Origin of the sequence: Enhydrobacter sp. (assembly GCA_025808875.1) — a bacterium.
Lineage (GTDB): Bacteria > Pseudomonadota > Alphaproteobacteria > Reyranellales > Reyranellaceae > Reyranella.
In genome coordinates this window covers 26,770-46,792 of sequence record CP075528.1, presented here as the reverse complement: position 1 = coordinate 46,792, position 20,023 = coordinate 26,770, and the positions used below count along the sequence as shown (strand labels likewise).

The following is a 20,023-nucleotide window of genomic DNA, read 5'->3' as shown; positions in this document are numbered from 1 at the left end:
AGCAGACGCATAAGGTCGCGCTCGATGATTCTCGCCGCCCTGCTGCTGCCGCTCGCGCTCGCCCTCGTCGTCCTGCTCGTCCAGCGCTTCAGGCTGCCCGCCTTTCTCGCCCTGATGGCGACCGTCGTCGCCTACGGCGTCGCCGCCGACATGACCTTCCACTCGATCGGCAAGGCGTTCGGGCTGGGCTTCGTCGCCGCCCTCGAGCAAGTCGGCCTGCTGGTGGTTGCGGGCGCGCTCGCCGGCGCGCTGCTCCTCAGGCAGCCGCTGCCCGTGGCGGGCACGGCGGTTGCCGGCGTCCTGGCGGGGCTGGGGGGCACGGCGGCGGGCGGGCTCGCCCTGTTGCAGCCGGCCGGCCGCGCCGTGGGACTCGCCCTCACCATCCTCGTCGTCCACGGCCTCGTCGCACCCTCGCCGCTCGCCGTGGCATCGGCCGCCGTGATGAAGGCCGAGCTCGCCCCGATGCTGTGGCTCGCCGTTCCCACGGCGGCCGTCGTCGTCGCCGGGATCTGGTTTCACCAGGCGCGGCGGCAGGCGCGCGACGGCGTCGCCTCGTGGGCCTGGCTGGCACTCGCCGCGCCGATCGCGCTGTTGATCGTGCAGGCCGTAGCGCAAATGCCGACCGAGCCGCTCGGCAAGGGTGGCGCGCGCGAGTTCTACACCGGCATCAGCCGGCCCCTGATCCTGCTGGCTCTCGTCGTCGTGCTGGCACTGGCGCTGTCGCGGCGCTGGCAGCCGGAGGTGCTCGCCGACACACGCTGGGCGCCGCTGCTGCTCGCGGTCGGCGCCGCCGGCGGCTTCGCGCGCGTACTGGACGAGACCGGGATGGCCGAGCTGTGGGCCGAGCGCCTGGCCGATCCGCGCCTCGGCTTGTTGGCGCCCTTTCTCGCCGCGGCGACGGTCAAGACGCTGCAGGGCAACTCGCTCAGCGCCGTGCTCACCGCTTCCGGCATCGTCGAGCCGATGCTGCCGGCCCTCGGGTTCGACGATCCCTCCGGCCGCGCGCTGGCCGCCGCCGCCGTCGGCGCCGGCTCGATCGCGATCTGCCACTTGAACGACCCGCTGTTCTGGATCGCCGCGCACATGGCCGGCCTGACACCCGGCAGGGCGCTGCGCCTGATCTCGCTCGGCAGCCTGGGGGCCGCCCTCGCCTGTCTCGTCCTGCTGTTCCTGGTCAGTCGAGTTTGACGTTCGGCGAAGCATTTCCAGGTGTCGGGCAATGCGAGGACCTCGGCGATCGCCGGCATCGCAAGCCTGGCTGCTGAACCGCGCAACACGCAACGACGCTTCGAGCGCTCCTTCCTGTTTTCGCTTTCCGCCGCGACAGCGGCGGCGCTAGCGTGACGATCCCATGAAATCGCCGGACGAAGCCGATCCCGAACACCGGTCCGCCCTGCGAGAATTGCTGGGCCATGCCGACTTCCTGCGATTGTGGCTGGTTGGCGCCTTCGCCAACGCGATGCGCTGGCTGGAATTGCTGGCCTCGGGTCTGTTCGCCTACGAGGTGACGGGCTCGGCGCTGGCCGTGACCGGCGTCGTGGCGGCCCGCCAGCTGCCGCAGCTGTTGTTCGGCGCCTTCGCCGGCGCGGTTTCCGAGGCGGTGAATCGCAAGCTGATCGTCATGCTGGCGCTGCTCGTTCCGGCGGTGGTCTCGACCCTGCTCGCGACGTTGGCAACGACCGGACATCTCGCGCTCTGGCATGTGGCACTCGGCAACCTGGTCTCCGGAACGATGTGGGCCACCGAGATGTCGACCCGCCGCCGCATGGTCGGCGAGATCGCCGGCCCCCATCGCATCGTGCCGGCGATCGCCCTCGATTCGGCGACGTCGGCGGCGACCCGCATGGTCGGTCCACTGCTGGGCGGCCTCGCCTACCAGTGGCTCCACATGAAGGGCGCCTATTGCCTCACGGCATTGGTCCAGTTCGCCGGCGCCGTCGCGATGGCGGGCCTCGTCCATCCGCAGGTGACGCGGCGGCTGGCGCTCAGCCGCATCCCGGCGGAAATCACCGAGGGCCTGGCCTTCGCGCGGACCAAGCCCACCATCCTGCTGGTGTTCGGCGTCACCATCGTCACCAACGCCTTCGCCTTCGCCTACGCCGGCCTCGTGGCCCCCCTCGGCCAGGGCGAGTTCGACGTCTCGCCCGCCTTGGTGGGCTTGCTCGCCGCCGGCGAACCGCTGGGCGCCCTGATCGGCGGCGCGCTCATTGCCGCCGGCGTGGTGCGCATGGACCGCCGGCTGACCTTTGCCGGCGGCGCCGCGCTGTTCATGGTCATGCTGATCGTGATGGCGGTCTCGCCTTCCTACTGGGTCGCGCTGGCGGCGCTGGTGATCGGCGGCTTCGGGACGGCGGGCTTCGGCAACATGCAGTCCACGCTCATGCTCACCGAGGCGCCGTCGGAAATGCGCTCGCGGCTGATGGGCATCGTCACCGTCTGCATCGGCACCGGGCCATTGGGCGTGCTGCTGGCCGGAGTTCTCTCCGACGCCTACGGCCCGCGCGGCGCGGTGGTGACGATCGCGACGGTCGGGCTGATCGCGACGGCGGCGCTGGTCGTTCTCCTGCGCCGCCGCTGATCAACCACCCACGCGCAACAGGAGCTTGCCGGCGACGTGGCGCGATTCGAGGCGACGGTGCATCTCCGGCGCGTCGGCCAGCGCGAAGCTGCCCTCGATCGGCACCTTCAACCAACCTTCCATGATGCCGTCGAGCACGTGGTTGACGCCTTCGCGCCATGCCGAGGAGTTCCGGTCGACATGCCCCAGATGCAGGCGCGTGAAAGTCTGGGAACGCGGCAGGATGCGCTCGCGGATGTTCTTGAAGGGCTGCCCTTCGGCCTCGCCGATGCTGATGATGTGGCCGAGCTTGCGCACGACGGCGAAGGTCCGGTCGAGCATGGTGGCGCCGTAGGAGTCGATCGCCAGATCGACGCCCTGCCCGCGCGTGAAGTCGAGCACGGCCTTCTCGAAATCCTCTCGTGGCATGACGACCACGTGCTGGGCGCCATACTCGAGAGCACGCTTCTCCTTGCCCGGTGTGCCCACCGTGCCCATGACACGCGCGCCCGCCCGAACCGCGAGTTGCGTGCACTGCAGGCCGACGCCGCCGCCGATGGCGTTGACCAGCACCGAATCGCCCGCCTCGATCGCGAACACGGTATGCAGCATGTGATAGGCGGTGAGCGCCTGGATCGGGAAGGCCGCCGCGACGTCGAACGGCACCGCGTCAGGCAGGCGGATCAGGCCGGCGGCGGCGGCGACGCATTTCTCGGCGTAGGCGCCGCCCGCTTCCGGAAACGCCGCCACGCGATCGCCGACCCGGACGCTCGTCACGCCCGTTCCGAGCGCCGCCACGGTGCCGGCGACTTCGAAGCCCAGCACCATCGGATAGGTCATGGGATGCGGATAGATGCCGAGCCGCACCTGCGTGTCGGCCCAGTTGCAGCCGGCGAACGCCACGTCGATCAACACCTCGCCCGGCCCGGCAACAGGATCGGGCACGTCGGCGACCTTGAGTTGATCGGGGCCGCCAGTCGCGTGAATGACCACTGCCTTCATCCCTGCCTCCCTGCGGAACTGGCCCTCGGGCCCGTGCAACTTTGACACCAGACGGCCGGCTGCCTAAAGCCAAACTTGAGGAGGAAGGGCTGCAATGGAGAGTTTCGACTACGTCATCGTCGGCGCCGGCTCGGCCGGCAGCGTGCTGGCCAATCGCCTGAGCGAGGACGGCAATGCCACGGTGTGCGTGCTCGAGGCCGGCCCGCGCGACTGGCATCCCTTCATCCACATCCCGGCCGGCTTCATGTACACCCTGGTGAATCCCACGGTGAACTGGCTCTACACCAGCGAGGCCAGCGAATGGACCGGCGGCCGCCGGATCGCGGCACCGCGCGGCAAGACGCTGGGCGGCTCGAGCTCGATCAACGGCCACATCTACAATCGCGGCCAGCGTCTCGACTTCGACGGCTGGGCACAGCGCGGCAACCGCAGCTGGGGCTATTGCGACGTGCTGCCCTACTTCCGGCGCACCGAGCGGCGCCTGGCGGCGGATGCCGACGACGTCTTCCGCGGCCGCGACGGCAACCTGCCGATCAACGATCTCGCCACCGACTGGCGCGACCCGCTGTGCGACGCCTTCATCGAAGGCGCGGTGGAGATGGGCATTCCGCGCAACCGCGACTACAACGGCGCCACCCAGGCGGGCGTCAGCTACGTGCAGCGCATCGTGCAGAACGGCCGGCGCGTCAGCGCCGCACGCGGATACCTGCATCCGGCAATGAAGCGGTCCAACCTCACGGTCCGCACCGGCGCCCACGCGACCGAAATCGTGCTCGAGGGCAGGCGCGCGGTCGGCGTGCGCTACCGCGCCGGCGGCCGCGACGGCGCTGCCGCCGAGGTGCGCGCTCGCCGCGAAGTGATCCTGAGTGGTGGCGCGGTCAACTCGCCGCAGCTGCTGCAGATCTCGGGCATCGGCCCGGCGCCCCTGCTGCGATCGCTCGGCATCGAGGTGAAGCATGCCCTTGCCGGGGTCGGCGAGAATCTGCGCGACCACTACGCGCCGCGCTTCGTCGCGCGCGTGAAGAACGCCGAGACCATCAACGAGAAATCGCACGGCCTGAGGCTGGTCGGCGAGGTGCTGAAGTACGCCCTGACGCGCCGCGGCATCCTCTCGCTCAATCCGACGCTGGTGTACGTCTTCTGGAAATCCGACGAGCGCGTCGACAACTACGACCTGCAACTCACCTTCACGCCGGCGAGCTACAAGGAGGGCGTGCAGTCCACGCTCGACGATTTCCCCGGCATGACCATCGCCTCCTGGCAGCAGCGGCCCGACAGCGTCGGCTACGTGCGCGCCAAGTCGGCCGACCCGTTCGTTCACCCGATCATCCAGCCGAACTACCTGGCCGCCGAGAGCGACCGGCAGGTTCTTCTGGCCGGCATGAAGCTGGCACGCAGGCTGCTCGCGTCTAAGGCGCTCAGCCCCTATTACGATCGCGAGGAGTTTCCCGGCGCTCACGTCCAGTCGGACGACGAGCTGATGTCGGCGGCCAAGCAGCGCGGCACGACGACCTTCCATCTCATGGGCACCTGCCGCATGGGGCCGGACGGCGATCCGACCTCGGTGGTCGACGACGAGCTTCGCGTGCGCGGCATGGACGCCCTGCGCGTGGTCGACGCCTCCATCATGCCGACCATGCCGTCGGCCAATCTCAACGCCTCGGTGCTGATGATCGCCGAGAAGGCCGCCGACATGATCCGCGGCAGGCCGCCGCTCGACTCCGTCGTCCTCCGGGAGTGAGCATGGCGGAACCCGGCAGCGAGAGCGAAGCGGCGATCGAGGCGATCGCCCGCCTGGTGCCCGCGGTGCTGCGCGGCCTGCATGCGCTCGAATTCGCCGGCCGCAACCTCTCGCCGGCCAACCTGCCGCGCCTCGTCGAGGCCCTGAAGGGCCGCGACGACGATCTGGCGCCGGCTCTCGAAGCGTCGCGCGCGGTCGCCTGGCCCGAGCACCTCGGGCCGGCGCGCGATTGCATCGAGCGCGCCGCCGCGGCCGTCGCCGGCGGCACCGCCGATCTTGTCGCCGCGCTTGAGGCGCCCGAACCTCTGCGCGCGGCATACCGGGCCTTGCGACGCCACGCCGAGGCCGCCGCCGCCATCTACCCGATGGCGGCGCATCTCGAGCCGGTGAGCCACTTCTTCCTGGAGGCGCCGGCACGTGGCGACGCTGCCTTGGCGGCGCGTCTTGCGGCGTCGAACCCGATGCGCAAGGACACCGGGGTCATTCATGTCGGCGGCCCGCCCGGAGCGCGCGGCGCCTTCTCGCTCTACGTGCCGGAGTACTACGACGCGGCGCGTCCCTGGCCGCTGGTCGCGGCGTTGCACGGCGGCAGCGGCAACGGCGGCGCCTTCCTGTGGAGCTGGCTGCGCGAGGCGCGCACCCGCGGCGCGATCGTGCTGTCGCCGACGGCGGCCGGATCGACATGGTCGCTGATGGAGCCCGAGATCGACGGTGCCAACATCGAGCGCATGCTGACCGAGGTCTCGAATCACTGGAACGTCGATCCGGCACGGCGGCTGCTGACGGGCATGAGCGATGGCGGCACATTCGCCTACGTCTACGGCCTGCGTGGCGATTGCCCCTTCACTCATCTGGCACCCGTCGCCGCGAGCTTTCATCCGCTGATCATGGAAATGGCCGATGGCGTGCGGCTGCGCGGTTTGCCGGTCCGCATCGTGCACGGCACCCAGGACTGGATGTTTCCGCCCGAGATGGCGCAGATGGCGCATCGCGTGCTGGAGTCGGCGGGTGCCGCCGTCGTCTATCGCGAGATCGGCGATCTCTCCCATACCTATCCGCGCGACGAGAACGGCCCGATGCTGGAGTGGTTTCTTTCCTGAGCCGGCTGTGGCTATGATGCCGGCCAACGACAAGACTGAAGAGTAGTTGCGTAGCGCCCCAGGCTGGGAGGAGCCGTGTACAGCTACATCGCGCGGAGGCTGGCGTTCGGCGCGCTGACCGTGATCGTCGTGTCGATCATCGTCTTCGTCATCATGCGCATCCTGCCCGGGGACCCGCTGGCCGCCATCTTCGGCCCGGAGGGCCTGACCAAGCTCACGGAGGAGCAACGCGCCAGCTACATGCGCGAACTGGGACTCGCCGATCCCCTGTGGGTCCAGTACGGCCGCTGGGTGGGCGACATCCTCAGCGGCAATTTCGGCCGCTCCTTCTTCCGCTCCGAGAGCGTCGCCGAGATGATCGCGCGGCGCGGCCCGCTGACCGCCGAGATCGCCCTCATTTCGGTGATCATCTCCTGGCTGGTCGGCATCCCGGTGGCGATCGTGAGCGCCCTTCGCCCCAATTCCGTGGCCGACAGCGTGGTGCGCTTCCTCAGCATCCTGTTCCTGGCCGTGCCGGGCTTCTGGATCGGCATGCTGATCGTGCTGGGCCTGTTGCTCTGGTTCGGCTATCGCGCGCCGATGGCCGGCGTCGGCTTCTTCACCGATCCGATCGGCAATCTGCAGATCGTCATCGGACCGGCCATCGTGCTCGGCCTCGGCCAGGCCGCCTACATCGCGCGCATGGGCCGCTCGAGCCTGCGGGAGGTGATCCGCGAGGACTATGTCCGCACCGCCCGCGCCAAGGGATTGAACAGTCGCCTGGTGATCGCGCTGCATGCCTTGCCCAACGCCCTGCTGCCGGTGATCACCCTTTCCGGCGTCCTGCTCGGCCTGGTGCTCGCCGGATCGATCCCGGTCGAGCGCGCTTTCGGCACGCCCGGGCTGGGCAACTCGATGTTCCAGGCGGTGAGCGAACGCGACGTCTTCGTCATGCAGAACCTCGTGTTCCTCTATGCCGTGGTGTTCGTCGTCCTGAACATCGTGGTCGACATCACCATCGCCCTGCTCGATCCCAGGATACGACTGCGATGACCGTCATCACGCCCGGCCAGACCGCCGTCGCTCCTCCCGGCCGCCTGCGCGCCATCGGGAGAGGATTGCGCACTTTCGCGCGCCGCTCGCCGCTATCGGCCTTCTGGGGCGTCGTCGCAGCGCTGATCGTGGTCATGGCGGTCGCCGCGCCCGCGATCGCGCCCTACCCGCCGCTCAAGTCCGACTTCCGGGCGATGCAGAAGCCGCCGAGCGAAGCGCACTGGTTCGGCACCGACCAGATCGGACGCGACACGCTCTCCCGGGTGATCCACGGCAGCCGGACCTCGCTCACGGTGGCGCTGGGGGCGGTGCTGTTCGGCACGACCGTCGGCGCGCTGTGGGGGCTTGCCTGCGGCTATTTCGGCGGCCGCTTCGACATGGTCAGTCAGCGCATCATCGAATTCCTGCAATCCTTCCCCGATCTCATACTGGCGATGGCCATTGCCATGGCGCTGGGCGGCGGGCTCGGCACGGTGATCGTGGCGATCGCCGTCACGCGCATCCCGTTCGGGGGCCGCGTCATCCGCTCGGTCGTGCTGTCGCTCAAGGAGATGCAGTATGTCGAGGCCGCGCGCGGCATCGGCGCCTCGCATGCGCGGCTGATGTTCCGCCACATCCTGCCGCAATGCGTGGCCCCCTACCTGATCCTCGCCACCACGCATCTCGGCGTCGCCATCGTCATCGAGGCGTCGCTCGGCTTCCTCGGCGTCGGCATCCCGCCACCCAATCCGACCTGGGGCAACATGCTGTCCGACGCGCTGAATGCCGGGCTCGTGCCGCCGTGGTGGCTGGTGTTCTTTCCCGGGGCCGCCATCACGCTCACCGTGCTGGCCTTCAACCTGCTGGGCGACGGCATCCGCGACATGCTCGATCCCAGGCTGCGCGGCTCGGTCTGATCACCTTCATGTTCCCCCCCTTGGGGGCGAGGCCAGGTGAGAGGGTGTGAACGTCCTTACCTCGGCTTCCACTCCTTCGCCTGTCTCTCTGCCTCCGCGATCTGGGCTTGCGTCATCTTCGCGGCGATCTCGTTGCGGCTCTTGAGGGTGATATCGCGTCGCTCGCGCTGGGACGCCTGGAAGCGCGCAGCCGCGAGGGTCCACCACTTGTAGGCCTGCACGTAGTCCCGCGGCACACCGAGACCTTGCGCGTACAGGGCGCCGAGGTTGCCCTGGGCGCTGGCCCAGCCCTTGTCGGCGGCCTTGCGGTACCACTCCGCCGCCACCGCGCCGTTCTTCGACACGCCCTGGCCGAGTTCGTGCATCATGCCGACATAGATCTGGGCGCCGCCATTGCCCTGGTCGGCGAGCGGGCGCAATAGACGCATCGCCGTCGCGTAGTCGCTCCGCGAATAGGCGGCTGTGCCATCCTCGTAGGGGCCAGCGGACACGGGCGATGCGGTACAAAGGAACACCAGCAGCAGCGAGGTCAGAAGGCGCATGGCAGTTCTCCTCACGGGCAGCCTACACCGGAGCGCAGTGTCGCGCCCCGACCGGAACCTGGCTCAGCCGACATTCCCCGGATGAACCCGCGGAACGGAGGGTCAAGCAGTACCCCCCTCACCTGGCCTCTCGCCGAAGGGGGGGAGAGGAACATGAGCTTCATCCATAATTCGTAGGTCCCAGCGGGAAGGTCACGCCGCCGTCGTGCAGATGGCAGGCGGCCAGATGCCCGGGGGCGACTTCGCGCAGGGCGGGCGCCTCCCGACGGCAGCGCGGCATGGCGTAGGGACAGCGCGTGTGGAAGTGGCAGCCGGACGGCGGGTTGATCGGGCTCGGCACGTCGCCCGTCAGAATGACGCGCTTGCGCCCGCGCGAACTCGACTTGGGAATCGGCACGGCCGACAGCAGGGCCTCGCTGTAGGGATGCAGCGGCATCTCGAACAGGCTCTTGCGGTCGGTCATCTCGACGATGCGGCCGAGATACATCACCGCCACGCGGTGGCTGATGTGCTCGACCACGGCCAGGTCGTGGGCGACGAACAGGTAGGACAGCCCGAACTCTTCCTGCAGATCCATCAGCAGGTTGATGATCTGCGCCTGGATCGACACGTCGAGCGCCGACACCGGTTCGTCGCCGACGATCAGCTCGGGATTGAGCGACAGCGCGCGGGCGATGCCGATCCTCTGGCGCTGGCCGCCGGAGAATTCGTGCGGATAGGAGTGGACCGCCTCGGGACGCAGGCCGACGCGCTCGAACAGCGCCGCCACGCGGTCGTGTCGTTCGGCCGGGGAGCCGAGTTGGTGCACGATCAGCGGCTCGCCGACGATCTCGCCCGCCGACATGCGCGGATTGAGCGAGGCATAGGGGTCCTGGTAGATCATCTGCATGCGCCGCCGGTAGGGCAGCATGGCATCGGGTTCGAGATGGGTGATGTCGTCGCCGCCGACCTTGATCGTCCCGTCGGTCGGCTCGAGCAGCTTGAGCAGCGTGCGACCGACAGTGGACTTGCCGCAGCCGCTTTCGCCCACCAGACCCAGCGTTTCGCCGGGCGCGATGGTGAACGACACGCCGTCGACCGCATGGACGTGGCCCGACACGCGCGAGAACAGGCCCTGACGGATCGGAAAGTGCTTCTTGAGGCCGGAGACCTCGAGCAGGGGCGGCGCACTCATGCCGCCGCTCCGGGATGCCAGCAGGCGACCCAGTGGCCGGGGCGGCGCTGTTCGAGCGGCGGAACGGTCGTGCGGCAACGATCGCTGGCAGCGGCGCAGCGCGGCGCGAAGCTGCATCCCGCCGGCAGGTTGAACAGCGACGGCACCATGCCCTTGATCTCGTTCAAACGCTCCCGCCGCCCGCCGTTCTTCGCCGCCGAGTCGAGATGCGGGATCGAACCCAGCAATCCGCGAGTGTAGGGATGGGCCGGATTGTCGAACAGCTCGGTCGCCGGCGCCTCCTCGACCTTGCGGCCGGCATACATCACGACCACGCGGTCGGCGTTCTCCGCGACCACGCCCATGTCGTGGGTGATCAGGACGATCGCCGTGCCGAAGGTCTCCTGCAGTTCGCGCATCAGGTCGAGGATCTGGGCCTGGATGGTGACGTCGAGCGCGGTGGTCGGCTCGTCGGCGATGAGGACCTTGGGGTTACACGACAGCGCCATGGCGATCATCACGCGCTGGCGCATGCCGCCGGAAAGCTGATGCGGATAAGCGTGGGACCTGCGCTCCGGTTCGGGAATGGAGACGCGACGCAGCATCTCGACCGCACGCTGCCACGCTTCGCGCTTGCTCAATCCCTGGTGCAGTGCAACAGCCTCGGCGATCTGGTGGCCGACCGTGTAGAGCGGATTGAGCGAGGTCATCGGCTCCTGGAAGATCATCGAGATCTCGTTGCCGCGGATGCGCTCCATCTCCGCGTCCGACAGATCGAAGAGGTTCCTGCCCTCGAAGCGCACCGAACCACCGACGATGCGGCCGGGAGGATTGGCGACAAGGCGAAGGATCGACAATGCCGTCACGCTCTTGCCGCAGCCCGATTCGCCGACCACGCCGAGCGTCTCGCCGGCCTTCACCGAATATGAAACGCCGTCGACGGCGCGCACGGTGCCAACGGCGGTGAAGAAGTGGGTCTGGAGATCCTCGACTTGCAGAATCGTGCGGGCTGGCATCGGCACCAGTTCTCCGACCGGGCCGGGCCGCGGCTGGCGAGGATTCAAGCGATGACTCCCTGAGAAAGGTCGTGTTAGCTTTTTGGTCGCACAAGAGAGGCCGGCCATCAGAGCATACCGTGCTCGAAAAGGAAAAGGCCAATCGGGAGGAAACGCGATGTCCAGCAATCACTCCAAGCGTTCCCGCGTAAACCGTCGACAGTTCGTGAAGGGCGCCGCCGCGATGGGCGGAGCGATGGCCTTTCCGTCGTGGCCCGTCCTGGCGCAGGGCGTGCCCAACGAGTTCGACGGCTCGAAGTTCCAGCTCGCCGCGCCCGAGCCCAATCCGAAATCCGGCGGCGTGCTGCGCTATGGCATCACGATGCGGCCGCCGCACTTCGACTTCCATCAATCCGGCACGATCAACAGTCTGGGCAGCCAGGGCTGCATGTTCGACAACCTGGTCCGTCGCGATCCGCGCGACAGTGGCAAGACCATCATCCCCGACCTCGCCCACAGCTGGCAGATCTCGAAGGACGGCAAGACCTACACCTTCCACCTGCGCAAGGGCGTGCAGTTCCACGACGGTGCGGAGCTCACGTCGGAGGACGTGAAGGCGACCTTCGATCGCATCCGCAAGCCGCCCGAGGGCATCAACATGCCGCGCGGCAAGCTGTTCGCCGCCGTCGAGGAGATCGCCACGCCCGACAAGTACATCGTCGAGTTCAAGCTCTCCGCGCCGCGGCCGGCGAGCTTCATCATGGGCGCCATTGCCAGCGGCTGGAACGGCATCGTCCGCAAGAAGACGCTGGAGGACAACGGCTACAACCTCCGTCGCGTCGTCGACATCCCGGGCACCGGGCCGTTCAAGAGCAAGCGGCGGGTCGAGAACGAGGTTTGGGTGATGGAGAAGCACCCGAACTACTGGAACAAGGCCGGCGGCCTGCCCTATCTCGACGGCGTCGAGTTCTACCACGCCCTGCCGTTCTCGCCGGAGCTCGGCTCCAGCCTTCTCTCGGGCCGCGTCGACTATGCGCGCCTGCTCGATCCCGGCTCGCTGCGACGCGTGAAGTCGACGCAGGGCATGTCGGGCACCGACTTCTATCAAAGCGTCATCCAGGCGACTTGGATGAACAACAGGAAGAAGCCGTTCGACGATCCGCGGGTGCGCCGCGCCTTCCACCTCGTGCTCGACAAGCCCGTGCTGGTCGACGTGGTGAAGGACATCGCGCCGATGATGGTCGGCGGCTTCATCTATCCGTTCTCCGATTTCGCCACGCCGCTGCCCGAGCTCAGCAAGCGGCTCGGCTACCAGGCCGATCCGGCCGCCTCGATCAAGGAGGCGCGCGCGCTGATGAAGGCGGCCGGCCACGAGAAGGGCATCTCCGGCCTCGACTACCTCGTGCGCGAGGTGGCCTCGTTCAAGCTGTGGTCGCAGGCTATCCAGGCCATGCTGCAGCAGACCCTGAACGTCCAGTCGACGATCCGCACGACGGTGGAGTCGGTGTGGTTCGACGACATCCGCACCGGCAAGTTCGACCTCGCCATCGGCGCGATCGTGTCGACGCTGATCGACCCGTCGGACTACTTCAACGCCTGGTACAGCAAGGACGGGCCGCAGAACTACTCGGCGTGGAACAACGCCAAGTTCAACGAGCTGCTGCCCAAGATCGACACCGAGGTCGACGCCAAGAAGCGGCTCGAGTACATCCGGCAGGCCGAGATGATCATGGAAGAAGACCCGCCGCTGCTCCCCATGTCGTGGGAGAAGATCAACGACGGCTGGTACAACTACGTGAAGGGCCATCGGCCGAACGACTATTTCGGCATCTACGACGTGGTGCGCCTCGACACGTTCTGGCTCGACAAGTAGCCGGCCGACACGCCATCACCGGAGGATGCTGACCTTCTATTTCTCCCCCGGTTCGAGCTCGATGGCGGTGCACATCGCCCTGCACGAAACGGGCGCGCCCTTCGAGGCGCGTCCGCTGTCGCTCGCCGGCAAGGACACGCGCAAGCCCGACTTCCTCGCCGTCAATCCGGTCGGCAAGGTGCCGACCCTGGTGATCGACGGCCGGCCGCTCACCGAGGTGGCGGGCTGCCTGTTCTATCTGGCGCGCACCCATCCCGCGGCGGAGCTGCTGCCCGTGAACGACCCCGAGCGCGAGGCCCAGGTCGTGTCGTGGATGTCCTACATCGCCTCGACCCTCCATCCGGCCCGGCGCGAGGGGCTCGAGCACGCACGCGAGGTCTACAAGGTCGCCGACCGCAAGCTCGGCCGGCCGGACTGGATCGTCGGCCAGTACTCGATCGCCGACATCCACCTCTTCCGCCTGTTCTGGCGCTTCCGCAATTCGCTCGAGCCCAAGCCTGGCGACTTCCCCAACATCGAGGCCCACTACGAGCGCATGATGGCGCGTCCCGCGGTGAGGAAGACGATCGGGATCGAGGAGAAGATCGGCTACTCGCTGCCGCGCTGACCGTTCAGGATCCGCCACACCTTCTCGGGCGTCACCGGCATGTCGATGTGGTGGATGCCGTACTCCGAAAGCGCATCGATCACGGCATTCATCACCGACGGCAAGGCGCCGGCACAGCCGGCCTCGCCGCAGCCCTTCACGCCGAGCAGGTTGGTCTTGCACGGGACCGAATGGTTCTCGATGGAGAAATCGGGCGCGTCGGAGGCCCGCGGCAGGGCGTAGTCCATGTAGGTGCCGGCGACCGGCTGGCCCTGCGGGTCGTAGAGCGTGCGCTCCATCAACGCCTGGCCGATGCCCTGCACCACGCCGCCATGCGCCTGGCCCGCAACCAGCATCGGATTGATGACCGTGCCGAAGTCGTTGACCATGAAGTAGCGCACCACCTCGACGATGCCGGTGTCACGGTCGATCTCGACCTCGGCCACGTGGCAGCCGTTGGGGAACGAGAAGGGCGGATTGTCGGAGACATGGCTGACGTCGAGCGACTGCGGCACGTCGGGCGGCAGCTTCAGCCCGCTGCGCAGCCGCTCCGCCAGTTCCATGACGCCGATGCCGCGGTCGGTACCGGCGATGGTGAAACGCCCGCGCGAAAACTCGATGTCGACGGCCGACGCCTCGAGCACGTGAGCCGCGATCTGCCTGCCCTGCTCGATCAGCCTGTCGGCCGCCTCGATGAAGGCCTGACTGCCGACCAGCGCCGACTTGGAGCCGCCGGTGCCGCCGCCGACCTCGAGCTGGTCCGAATCGCCCTGCAGCAGGCGGAAACGCTCGAACGGGATGCCGGTGCGCTCGCTCAGCACCTGGGCGAAGGGCGTGGCGTGGCCCTGGCCGTAGTCGAGCGTGCCGCTCAGCATGGTGACCGTACCGTCGTCCTCGAAGCGGATGCCGCCATATTCCTTGCTCGGCGGTCCGGTGACCTCGAGATAGGAGCCGATGCCGCGGCCGCGCAGCTTGTTGCGCGCCGCGCTCTGCCGGCGCCGCGCCTCGAAGCCGTCCCAGTCGGCGGCGGCGAGCGCCTTGTCGAGGATCGCGGTGAAGTCGCCCGAATCGTAGTTCATGCCCGATGGCGCCTTGTAGGGCATCTGCTCCGGCGCGATGTGGTTGCGACGACGCAGTTCGACCTTGTCGATGCCCATCTCGCGCGCGGCGGCGTCGATCAGCCGTTCCATGTAGTAGTTGCCCTCGGGACGGCCGGCGCCGCGATAGGCGGCGACCGGCGTGGTGTTGGTGAACACCACCTTTGAGTTCACCTCCATGGCCGGCGTCTTGTAGACGTCGATGATGTTCTTCACCGCATTGGTCGTGGCCGGCATCGGCGGATAGATGTAGGCGCCGGCGTTGCCGGTGCCGCTCAGCCGCACGGCGAGGAAGTTGCCGTCCCTGTCCAGCGCCAGCTCGGCGACGCGCTGATGATCGCGGCCGTGGTGGTCGCTCAGGAAGCTTTCCGAGCGCTCGTCGGTCCACTTGACCGGCCGGCCCAGGAGCTTCGAGGCGAGCAGCAGCGGCCCGTACTCGGGATAGACCTGGCTCTTCATGCCGAACGAGCCGCCGACATTGCCGGTGAGCACGCGCACCTTCGCCGGCGGCACGTTCAACAGATCCTTGGCGAGGCCGCCGCGGATGCCCATCACGCCCTGGCAGCCGACATGCAGGGTCCAGCGATCGGCCCCGGCATCGTAGCTGCCGATCGCCGAGCGCGGCTCCATCGGGCTGACGACGACCCGGTTGGAAACGATCTCGAGCCGCGTGACGTGAGCGGCCGCGGCAAAGGCCTTCTTCACCGCGTCGGCATCGCCGTAGTGGAAGTCGAGGACGAGGTTGCCCGGCGCCTCGTCGTGAATTTGCGGCGCATCGGGCCGCAACGCCTCGGCCGGGCTGGTGACGGCCGGCAGTTCGTCGATGTCGAGCTCGACGGCCTCGGCGGCGTCCCTGGCCTGGATCGCGTTCTCGGCGACGACGCAGGCGACCGGCTCGCCGACGAAGCGCACGCGGTCGCGGGCAAGCGAATGCCGCGGCGGCGTCTTCATCGGCTTGCCGTCGCGATCGGGGATGTTCATGCCGCAGCGCAGTGGGCCGAAGCCCGCCGATTCGAGATCGGCGTGCGTCAGAACCGCGAGCACGCCCGGCATGGCGCGGGCCGCCGCGGCGTCGATGCCCTTCAGGACGCCGTGCGCGATCCGGCTGCGCACCATGACGGCATGGACCTGGCCCGGAAGATCGATGTCGTCGGTGTAGCGGCCCTGGCCGCGCAGGAGCGTCGGATCCTCCTTGCGCGGCACCGGTTGGCCGACCCCGAACTTTACCAGCGCCAACTCGTCGTCGGTCAAGGCATCCATGTACGCGGACTCCTCAGGGGAGTGCGCCATCGCAGTGGCGCGCTCCGACGATCACTTGAGCGGCGAATAGTTCGTCGGCAGCAGCAGGGTCGAATGCATCTCGGCGAGATTCGGCGGACCCTTCGCGAGATAGGCCTGCCATTCGGGATCCTTCATCGCCGCGCCGCGGGCCTGGAAGCGTTCCTCGAGGTTCTTGTAGCGCCACAGGTGGATCCATTCGTTGGGCTGCGGAAACTCGCCCGTCCAGGCGCCCCAGATCCTGGAGTACTTGTCGCGCGCGGCGCGGACCTTCCTGAAATTCTCGGCATATTGCTGGGCGCCGCCCAGCACGGTGCGGTAGATGCGCAGCTCGTAGACATTGCCCGTCGTGCCGTCGTCCGGAAGGATATCGACCACCGCATTCATCAGGCGGAGATCCTGGCGCTCGATCAGCGGACGGATCACCGGCACGTAACCCTCGGTCCACGGCTTGTGCTTGGCGAGCTCGCCGCGCAGGCGGGTGCGCTCCTCGTAGCTGTCGTACTTCCACAGATGCCAGATCTGGTTCAGCGCGCCGAACTCGGACGTCCAGTAACCGTGATTGACGCCGTAGTTCTGGCCGCGTGCCGGCCGGCCGATCGTCTCGGCGGCCTTGAGATACTCCGGCATCTTGCCGGGCTTGAGCGTGTAGCAGCGCAGTTCGTAGACCATGTTTCCTCCGTTGGCGGCGCATTCTGGAGCAGGGTTCCCGCAGGCGCCAGCGTCCATTCGGCCGCGACGGGCGGGCGAGCGACAGCAGACCTTTCCCCAGATGTCGGGCCGCGAGAATTAAAAACGGCAATCAATTCACTCCTCCTCAATGTGCGGTGGTCGGCGCGGCCATCCCCCAGGTGCCTCGAGTGGAGGCCGGCCCGATCGGACGAGATCGCATGCACACGAGCAAAAACGCCGGCCGGAGTTGCCGGAGTTTCCCTGTCTCACTTTTGGGGCGCACCCCGTCGCGCAAATCGCGGAAATCGATCTCGGAAACCTCGGAAACCTCCGGCGGGGTGTCGCCGGACAATCGACGTCGCGGGCACCCGCCCGAGATGCCCTCAGGGTGGTGTGCCTGCTCTCCGCCGGAATGCGTTGCGCAAACTGCGGGAACTGCGGAAACCTCCGGTCACGGGTCGGGAGGACGGGTCGGCGGGCGGTTCGCGAAACAGAACGTCGATACGGGAAATCCCGCGCGGCCCTCGCGGCCGGAAGTGGTCATGGTGCTCATGGGCGCATTTTACCTCGACGCGCCCTCACGGACCTAATCGGGTCGATGGATTCCGTCCGATGCCGATGGCGTCTGCATCGGAAGGCGATTCGACCCCCCGATTCCGGCGTCTCGCGCGAATCCGACTCTCCGAAGCGTGTCAGGGATGCGGATTCCTGGGTGGGTGCGCGCGCACCGCTTCCTCGTTGACGTCGGCGCCCCAACCCGGACGGGTCGGCACGATCAGCTCGCCCTTCTCGATGACGGGGGGATGGGTGACGAGATCGTCTTTCCAGGGCACGTCGTCGATGTCGATCTCCATGACGCGGAAGTTGGGCATGGTGGCGCACAGATGCGCGCTCATCAGCGTCGACATGTGGCCGTAGAAGTTGTGCGGCGCGCAGTTGATCTCGTAGGCCTCGGCCATTGCCGCGATCTTGAGGCCTTCCATGAGGCCGTTCCACGGCACGTCGATGATCGCCACGTCGATCGAGCGGTTCTCGAAGAACGGCCGGAACTGGCGGCGCGTGAACAGCGATTCGCAGGAGGCGACGGCCATTGGCGCACGGTCGCGGATCAGCCGAAGGCCCTCGGGATCGTAGGAATCGATCTCGAGCCAGAAGAGATCGTAGGGCTCGCAGAGCCGCGCCACCTTTATGTAGCCCTCGGTCTTGAAGTTGAAATTGGTGTCGAGAAGGATGCCCATGTCCGGCCCAGCGCCCTGGCGAAAGGCCGCGAGGCCGTCGGCGATGGCCGCCAAGGTGGCGCCGTCCGGATTGAGCTCGGGATAGCCCGCCGTGCGCGCGAAGCCCGGCTGGTGCATGTCGGGCGGATCGAGATCGAAGCGGAAGATATTGGTCTTCAGCGCCTTGAAGCCCCTTTCCTTCACGTGCCGGCCGAGCTTCACCAGGTCGTCGAGCGAGCGCACCGGATCGACGCCCATCGCGGCGGCATGGCGGAAGCGATAGCTGCCGCAATGCGACCAGTAGAGCGGCAGGCGCGTGCGCACCGGCCCGCCGAACAGCTCGTAAACCGGCACGCCCAGCCCCTTGGCCTTGACGTCGAGCAGTGCGTTCTCGATGGCAGCCATCGCCTGCTGGTTGATGCCATAGGGCGCCTGGCGGATCTGGGCGTAGATCGTCTGCATGATGCGCTCGATCGGCCGCGGATCCTGGCCGATCAGACCCTGCGCCATGCGGCGGATGACGGCGGTGATGCCGGCGCTGCCGTAGCCCTCGTTGTATTCGGACCAGCCGACGATGCCGCCGTCGGTGGTGATCTTGACGAACGAAAAGTCGCGCCAGCCGGCGTTGCAGTGCAAATCCTCGATCTTGGCGATCTTCATCTGTTTCCTCCCGCGCAGACCGCATAGACTAAGGCCATGTCTCTGCGCGGCAAGGGAATGCTGGCTGTGTTCGCCGAGGTCAAACCGCGGGACGAACGCGACCTCAACGAATGGTACAACCGCGAGCACATCGACGAGCGGATCGGCATGCCGGGCTTCCACCGCGCCCGCCGCTACGTCGCCGTGCGCGGCTCGCCCAGGTACCTGGCGACCTACGAATGCAACAAGGTCGGCGACCTCGCCGATCCGCGCTACCTCGAGATGCTCGCCAAGCCGACGCCGTGGACCGCGTCGGTCACCGGCCGCTTCACGCAGTTCAGGCGCATGACGCTGCGGGCCCATGTCGACCTGACGCACGGTGTCGGCGGCGCGCTGACGGCGGTGCGCTTCGTGCCCGACCCCGGTCGCTCGCGGCCCTTGATCGAGTGGTTGAGGGACGATGCCCTGCCGCGCGCGATCGCGCGGCCCGGCCTGGTCGGCGCGGCGGCCCTCGAGGACGATCTCGAAACCGCCAATGCGCCGGTGCAGCAGAAGAGCATGGACCATCCCAGGACCGAACAGATCGAATGGCTGGTGCTGCTCGAGGGTTCGGATGCCGCCGCCACGGGCGCGGCGGCGCGGCTGCTGTTCAAGTCCTCGTCGCTGAAGCCCTTCGGTGCGACCCAGCCGCCGACCATCGGCACCTATCGTCTGCTCTTCGGCAACGAACGCTGACGCAAGTTTGACCGGCGCTCGAGCCGCCCCGCCCCTAGATTGGCCCGGTGACCACGCGACGAACCGTCTTCCTGCTGCGCCTCGCCACGCTGATCGGGCTCTGCCTGCCGGCGCTCGAGCTCGCGTGGCGCTGGCGGGCCGACGCGCTGGGAGCGCGCCCGGTCACCGACGCCACGCACGTGACGGGCGATTGGGCCGTCGTCTTCCTGCTGCTGTCGCTCGCCCTCACGCCGGCACGCGGCACCTTCGACTGGGCGCCGCTGGTGCAGGTCCGCCGGCGCATCGGCGTGGCGGCGGCGCTCTACGCCGTCGCCCACTTCCTGCTCTACGTGCTCGACCAGAAGTGGGACCTGCTCGTCGTCGCGACGGAGATCGTCAAGCGCTTCTACCTCGCCATCGGCTTCGTCGGCCTGCTGATGCTGGTGGCGCTCGCCGTCACCTCGACCGACGGCTGGCAGCGCCGGCTGAAGCGCAACTGGAAGCGCCTGCACCGGCTGGCCTATCCGGCGGCGTTGCTGGCGATCCTGCACTTCTTCGTCCAGTCCAAGATCAACATCGGCGAGGCGGCGGTCGCCGCGGGCCTCTTCGCCTGGCTGATGGCGTGGCGCATCCTGCCGCCGCGCCTGCGCACGCGCTATCTCGGCCTGGCGCTGCTCGCCCTCGCCGCGACGGCCTGCACCGTCGGCTTCGAGGTCGGCTGGTACGGTCTCGTCAACAAGCTCGGCGCGGAGCGCCTGCTGGCCGTGCTGTCGGCCAACCTCGATCCCGACCTGTTCCCAAGGCCGGCGCACAAGGTGCTGCTGGCCTCACTGGCGGCGATCGCGCTGGTGGCGCTGCGCCGCCTCGCCGGAACCCTCTGGACGAAGCGCTATTTCCAGTCGACTATAGCGCGCTCCTGAGGGGAAGGC

The 20,023-nt window shown here is 68.0% G+C and carries 17 protein-coding genes; 10 read left to right on the top strand and 7 right to left on the bottom strand.

Annotated features, from left to right (window positions below; all coding sequences use genetic code 11):
* Positions 1 to 24: 24 nt before the first annotated feature.
* Entirely contained in the window at positions 25 to 1,188 is a 1,164-nt protein-coding gene (locus KIT25_00220; GenBank protein UYN95408.1) for a hypothetical protein, read from the top strand.
* 163 nt (positions 1,189 to 1,351) lie between these two features.
* Positions 1,352 to 2,578 carry an MFS transporter gene (locus tag KIT25_00215; protein UYN95407.1) on the top strand — a complete coding sequence of 409 codons (1,227 nt, stop codon included), beginning with the start codon at positions 1,352 to 1,354 and terminating at the stop codon, positions 2,576 to 2,578.
* Here KIT25_00215 and KIT25_00210 read toward each other — a convergent pair whose 3' ends face one another.
* Positions 2,579 to 3,559 carry a zinc-binding dehydrogenase gene (locus tag KIT25_00210; GenBank protein UYN95406.1) on the bottom strand — a complete coding sequence of 327 codons (981 nt, stop codon included), beginning with the start codon at positions 3,557 to 3,559 and terminating at the stop codon, positions 2,579 to 2,581.
* Between the two features lie 94 nt (positions 3,560 to 3,653).
* On the opposite strand from KIT25_00210, the gene KIT25_00205 reads away from it, so the two are divergent.
* The 4 genes from KIT25_00205 (at position 3,654) to KIT25_00190 (ending at position 8,328) form a co-directional block, all read left to right on the top strand.
* Positions 3,654 to 5,300 (top strand): GMC family oxidoreductase N-terminal domain-containing protein, encoded by a 1,647-nt coding sequence (locus KIT25_00205; GenBank protein UYN95405.1) that lies wholly within the window; start codon positions 3,654 to 3,656, stop codon positions 5,298 to 5,300.
* 2 nt (positions 5,301 to 5,302) lie between these two features.
* Entirely contained in the window at positions 5,303 to 6,400 is a 1,098-nt protein-coding gene (locus KIT25_00200; GenBank protein ID UYN95404.1) for a hypothetical protein, read from the top strand.
* 75 nt (positions 6,401 to 6,475) lie between these two features.
* Entirely contained in the window at positions 6,476 to 7,432 is a 957-nt protein-coding gene (locus tag KIT25_00195) for an ABC transporter permease (GenBank protein ID UYN95403.1), read from the top strand.
* Entirely contained in the window at positions 7,429 to 8,328 is a 900-nt protein-coding gene (locus tag KIT25_00190; protein ID UYN95402.1) for an ABC transporter permease, read from the top strand. Before KIT25_00195 ends, KIT25_00190 begins: the two co-directional genes overlap by 4 nt.
* A gap of 56 nt (positions 8,329 to 8,384) precedes the next feature.
* Here KIT25_00190 and KIT25_00185 read toward each other — a convergent pair whose 3' ends face one another.
* From KIT25_00185 to KIT25_00175, 3 genes are all read right to left on the bottom strand, one after another.
* Positions 8,385 to 8,870, bottom strand: a complete 486-nt coding sequence (locus KIT25_00185) for a sel1 repeat family protein (protein ID UYN95401.1) — start codon at positions 8,868 to 8,870, stop codon at positions 8,385 to 8,387.
* 160 nt (positions 8,871 to 9,030) lie between these two features.
* Positions 9,031 to 10,044 carry a dipeptide ABC transporter ATP-binding protein gene (locus KIT25_00180; GenBank protein UYN95400.1) on the bottom strand — a complete coding sequence of 338 codons (1,014 nt, stop codon included), beginning with the start codon at positions 10,042 to 10,044 and terminating at the stop codon, positions 9,031 to 9,033.
* Positions 10,041 to 11,039, bottom strand: a complete 999-nt coding sequence (locus KIT25_00175) for an ABC transporter ATP-binding protein (GenBank protein ID UYN97777.1) — start codon at positions 11,037 to 11,039, stop codon at positions 10,041 to 10,043. The genes KIT25_00180 and KIT25_00175 overlap by 4 nt, the downstream gene beginning before the upstream one ends.
* A 157-nt stretch (positions 11,040 to 11,196) precedes the next feature.
* Between KIT25_00175 and KIT25_00170 the strand changes: the two genes are divergently transcribed.
* Together KIT25_00170 and KIT25_00165 are read left to right on the top strand one after the other, a co-directional pair.
* Positions 11,197 to 12,891: an ABC transporter substrate-binding protein gene (locus KIT25_00170; protein ID UYN97776.1), complete on the top strand. Its 1,695-nt coding sequence runs from the start codon at positions 11,197 to 11,199 to the stop codon at positions 12,889 to 12,891.
* A gap of 25 nt (positions 12,892 to 12,916) precedes the next feature.
* The gene (locus KIT25_00165) at positions 12,917 to 13,498 is read left to right on the top strand and encodes a glutathione S-transferase family protein (GenBank protein ID UYN95399.1); all 582 of its coding nucleotides are present in this window, start codon (positions 12,917 to 12,919) and stop codon (positions 13,496 to 13,498) included.
* Here KIT25_00165 and KIT25_00160 read toward each other — a convergent pair.
* The 3 genes from KIT25_00160 to KIT25_00150 all read right to left on the bottom strand — a co-directional run bounded on the left by KIT25_00160 (position 13,480) and on the right by KIT25_00150 (position 18,401).
* Positions 13,480 to 15,834 carry a xanthine dehydrogenase family protein molybdopterin-binding subunit gene (locus KIT25_00160; protein ID UYN95398.1) on the bottom strand — a complete coding sequence of 785 codons (2,355 nt, stop codon included), beginning with the start codon at positions 15,832 to 15,834 and terminating at the stop codon, positions 13,480 to 13,482. The two genes, KIT25_00165 and KIT25_00160, sit on opposite strands and share 19 nt — an antisense overlap.
* Before the next feature lie 51 nt (positions 15,835 to 15,885).
* The gene (locus tag KIT25_00155) at positions 15,886 to 16,524 is read right to left on the bottom strand and encodes an NIPSNAP family protein (protein ID UYN95397.1); all 639 of its coding nucleotides are present in this window, start codon (positions 16,522 to 16,524) and stop codon (positions 15,886 to 15,888) included.
* A gap of 692 nt (positions 16,525 to 17,216) precedes the next feature.
* On the bottom strand, positions 17,217 to 18,401 hold the full coding sequence (locus KIT25_00150) for a mandelate racemase/muconate lactonizing enzyme family protein (GenBank protein ID UYN95396.1): 1,185 nt from the start codon (positions 18,399 to 18,401) through the stop codon (positions 17,217 to 17,219).
* 36 nt (positions 18,402 to 18,437) lie between these two features.
* Here KIT25_00150 and KIT25_00145 point away from each other — a divergent pair, with 36 nt between their 5' ends.
* Together KIT25_00145 and KIT25_00140 are read left to right on the top strand one after the other, a co-directional pair.
* On the top strand, positions 18,438 to 19,115 hold the full coding sequence (locus tag KIT25_00145; protein UYN95395.1) for a hypothetical protein: 678 nt from the start codon (positions 18,438 to 18,440) through the stop codon (positions 19,113 to 19,115).
* A 47-nt stretch (positions 19,116 to 19,162) separates the two neighbouring features.
* Entirely contained in the window at positions 19,163 to 20,014 is an 852-nt protein-coding gene (locus tag KIT25_00140; protein ID UYN95394.1) for a sulfoxide reductase heme-binding subunit YedZ, read from the top strand.
* Positions 20,015 to 20,023: the final 9 nt, after the last annotated feature.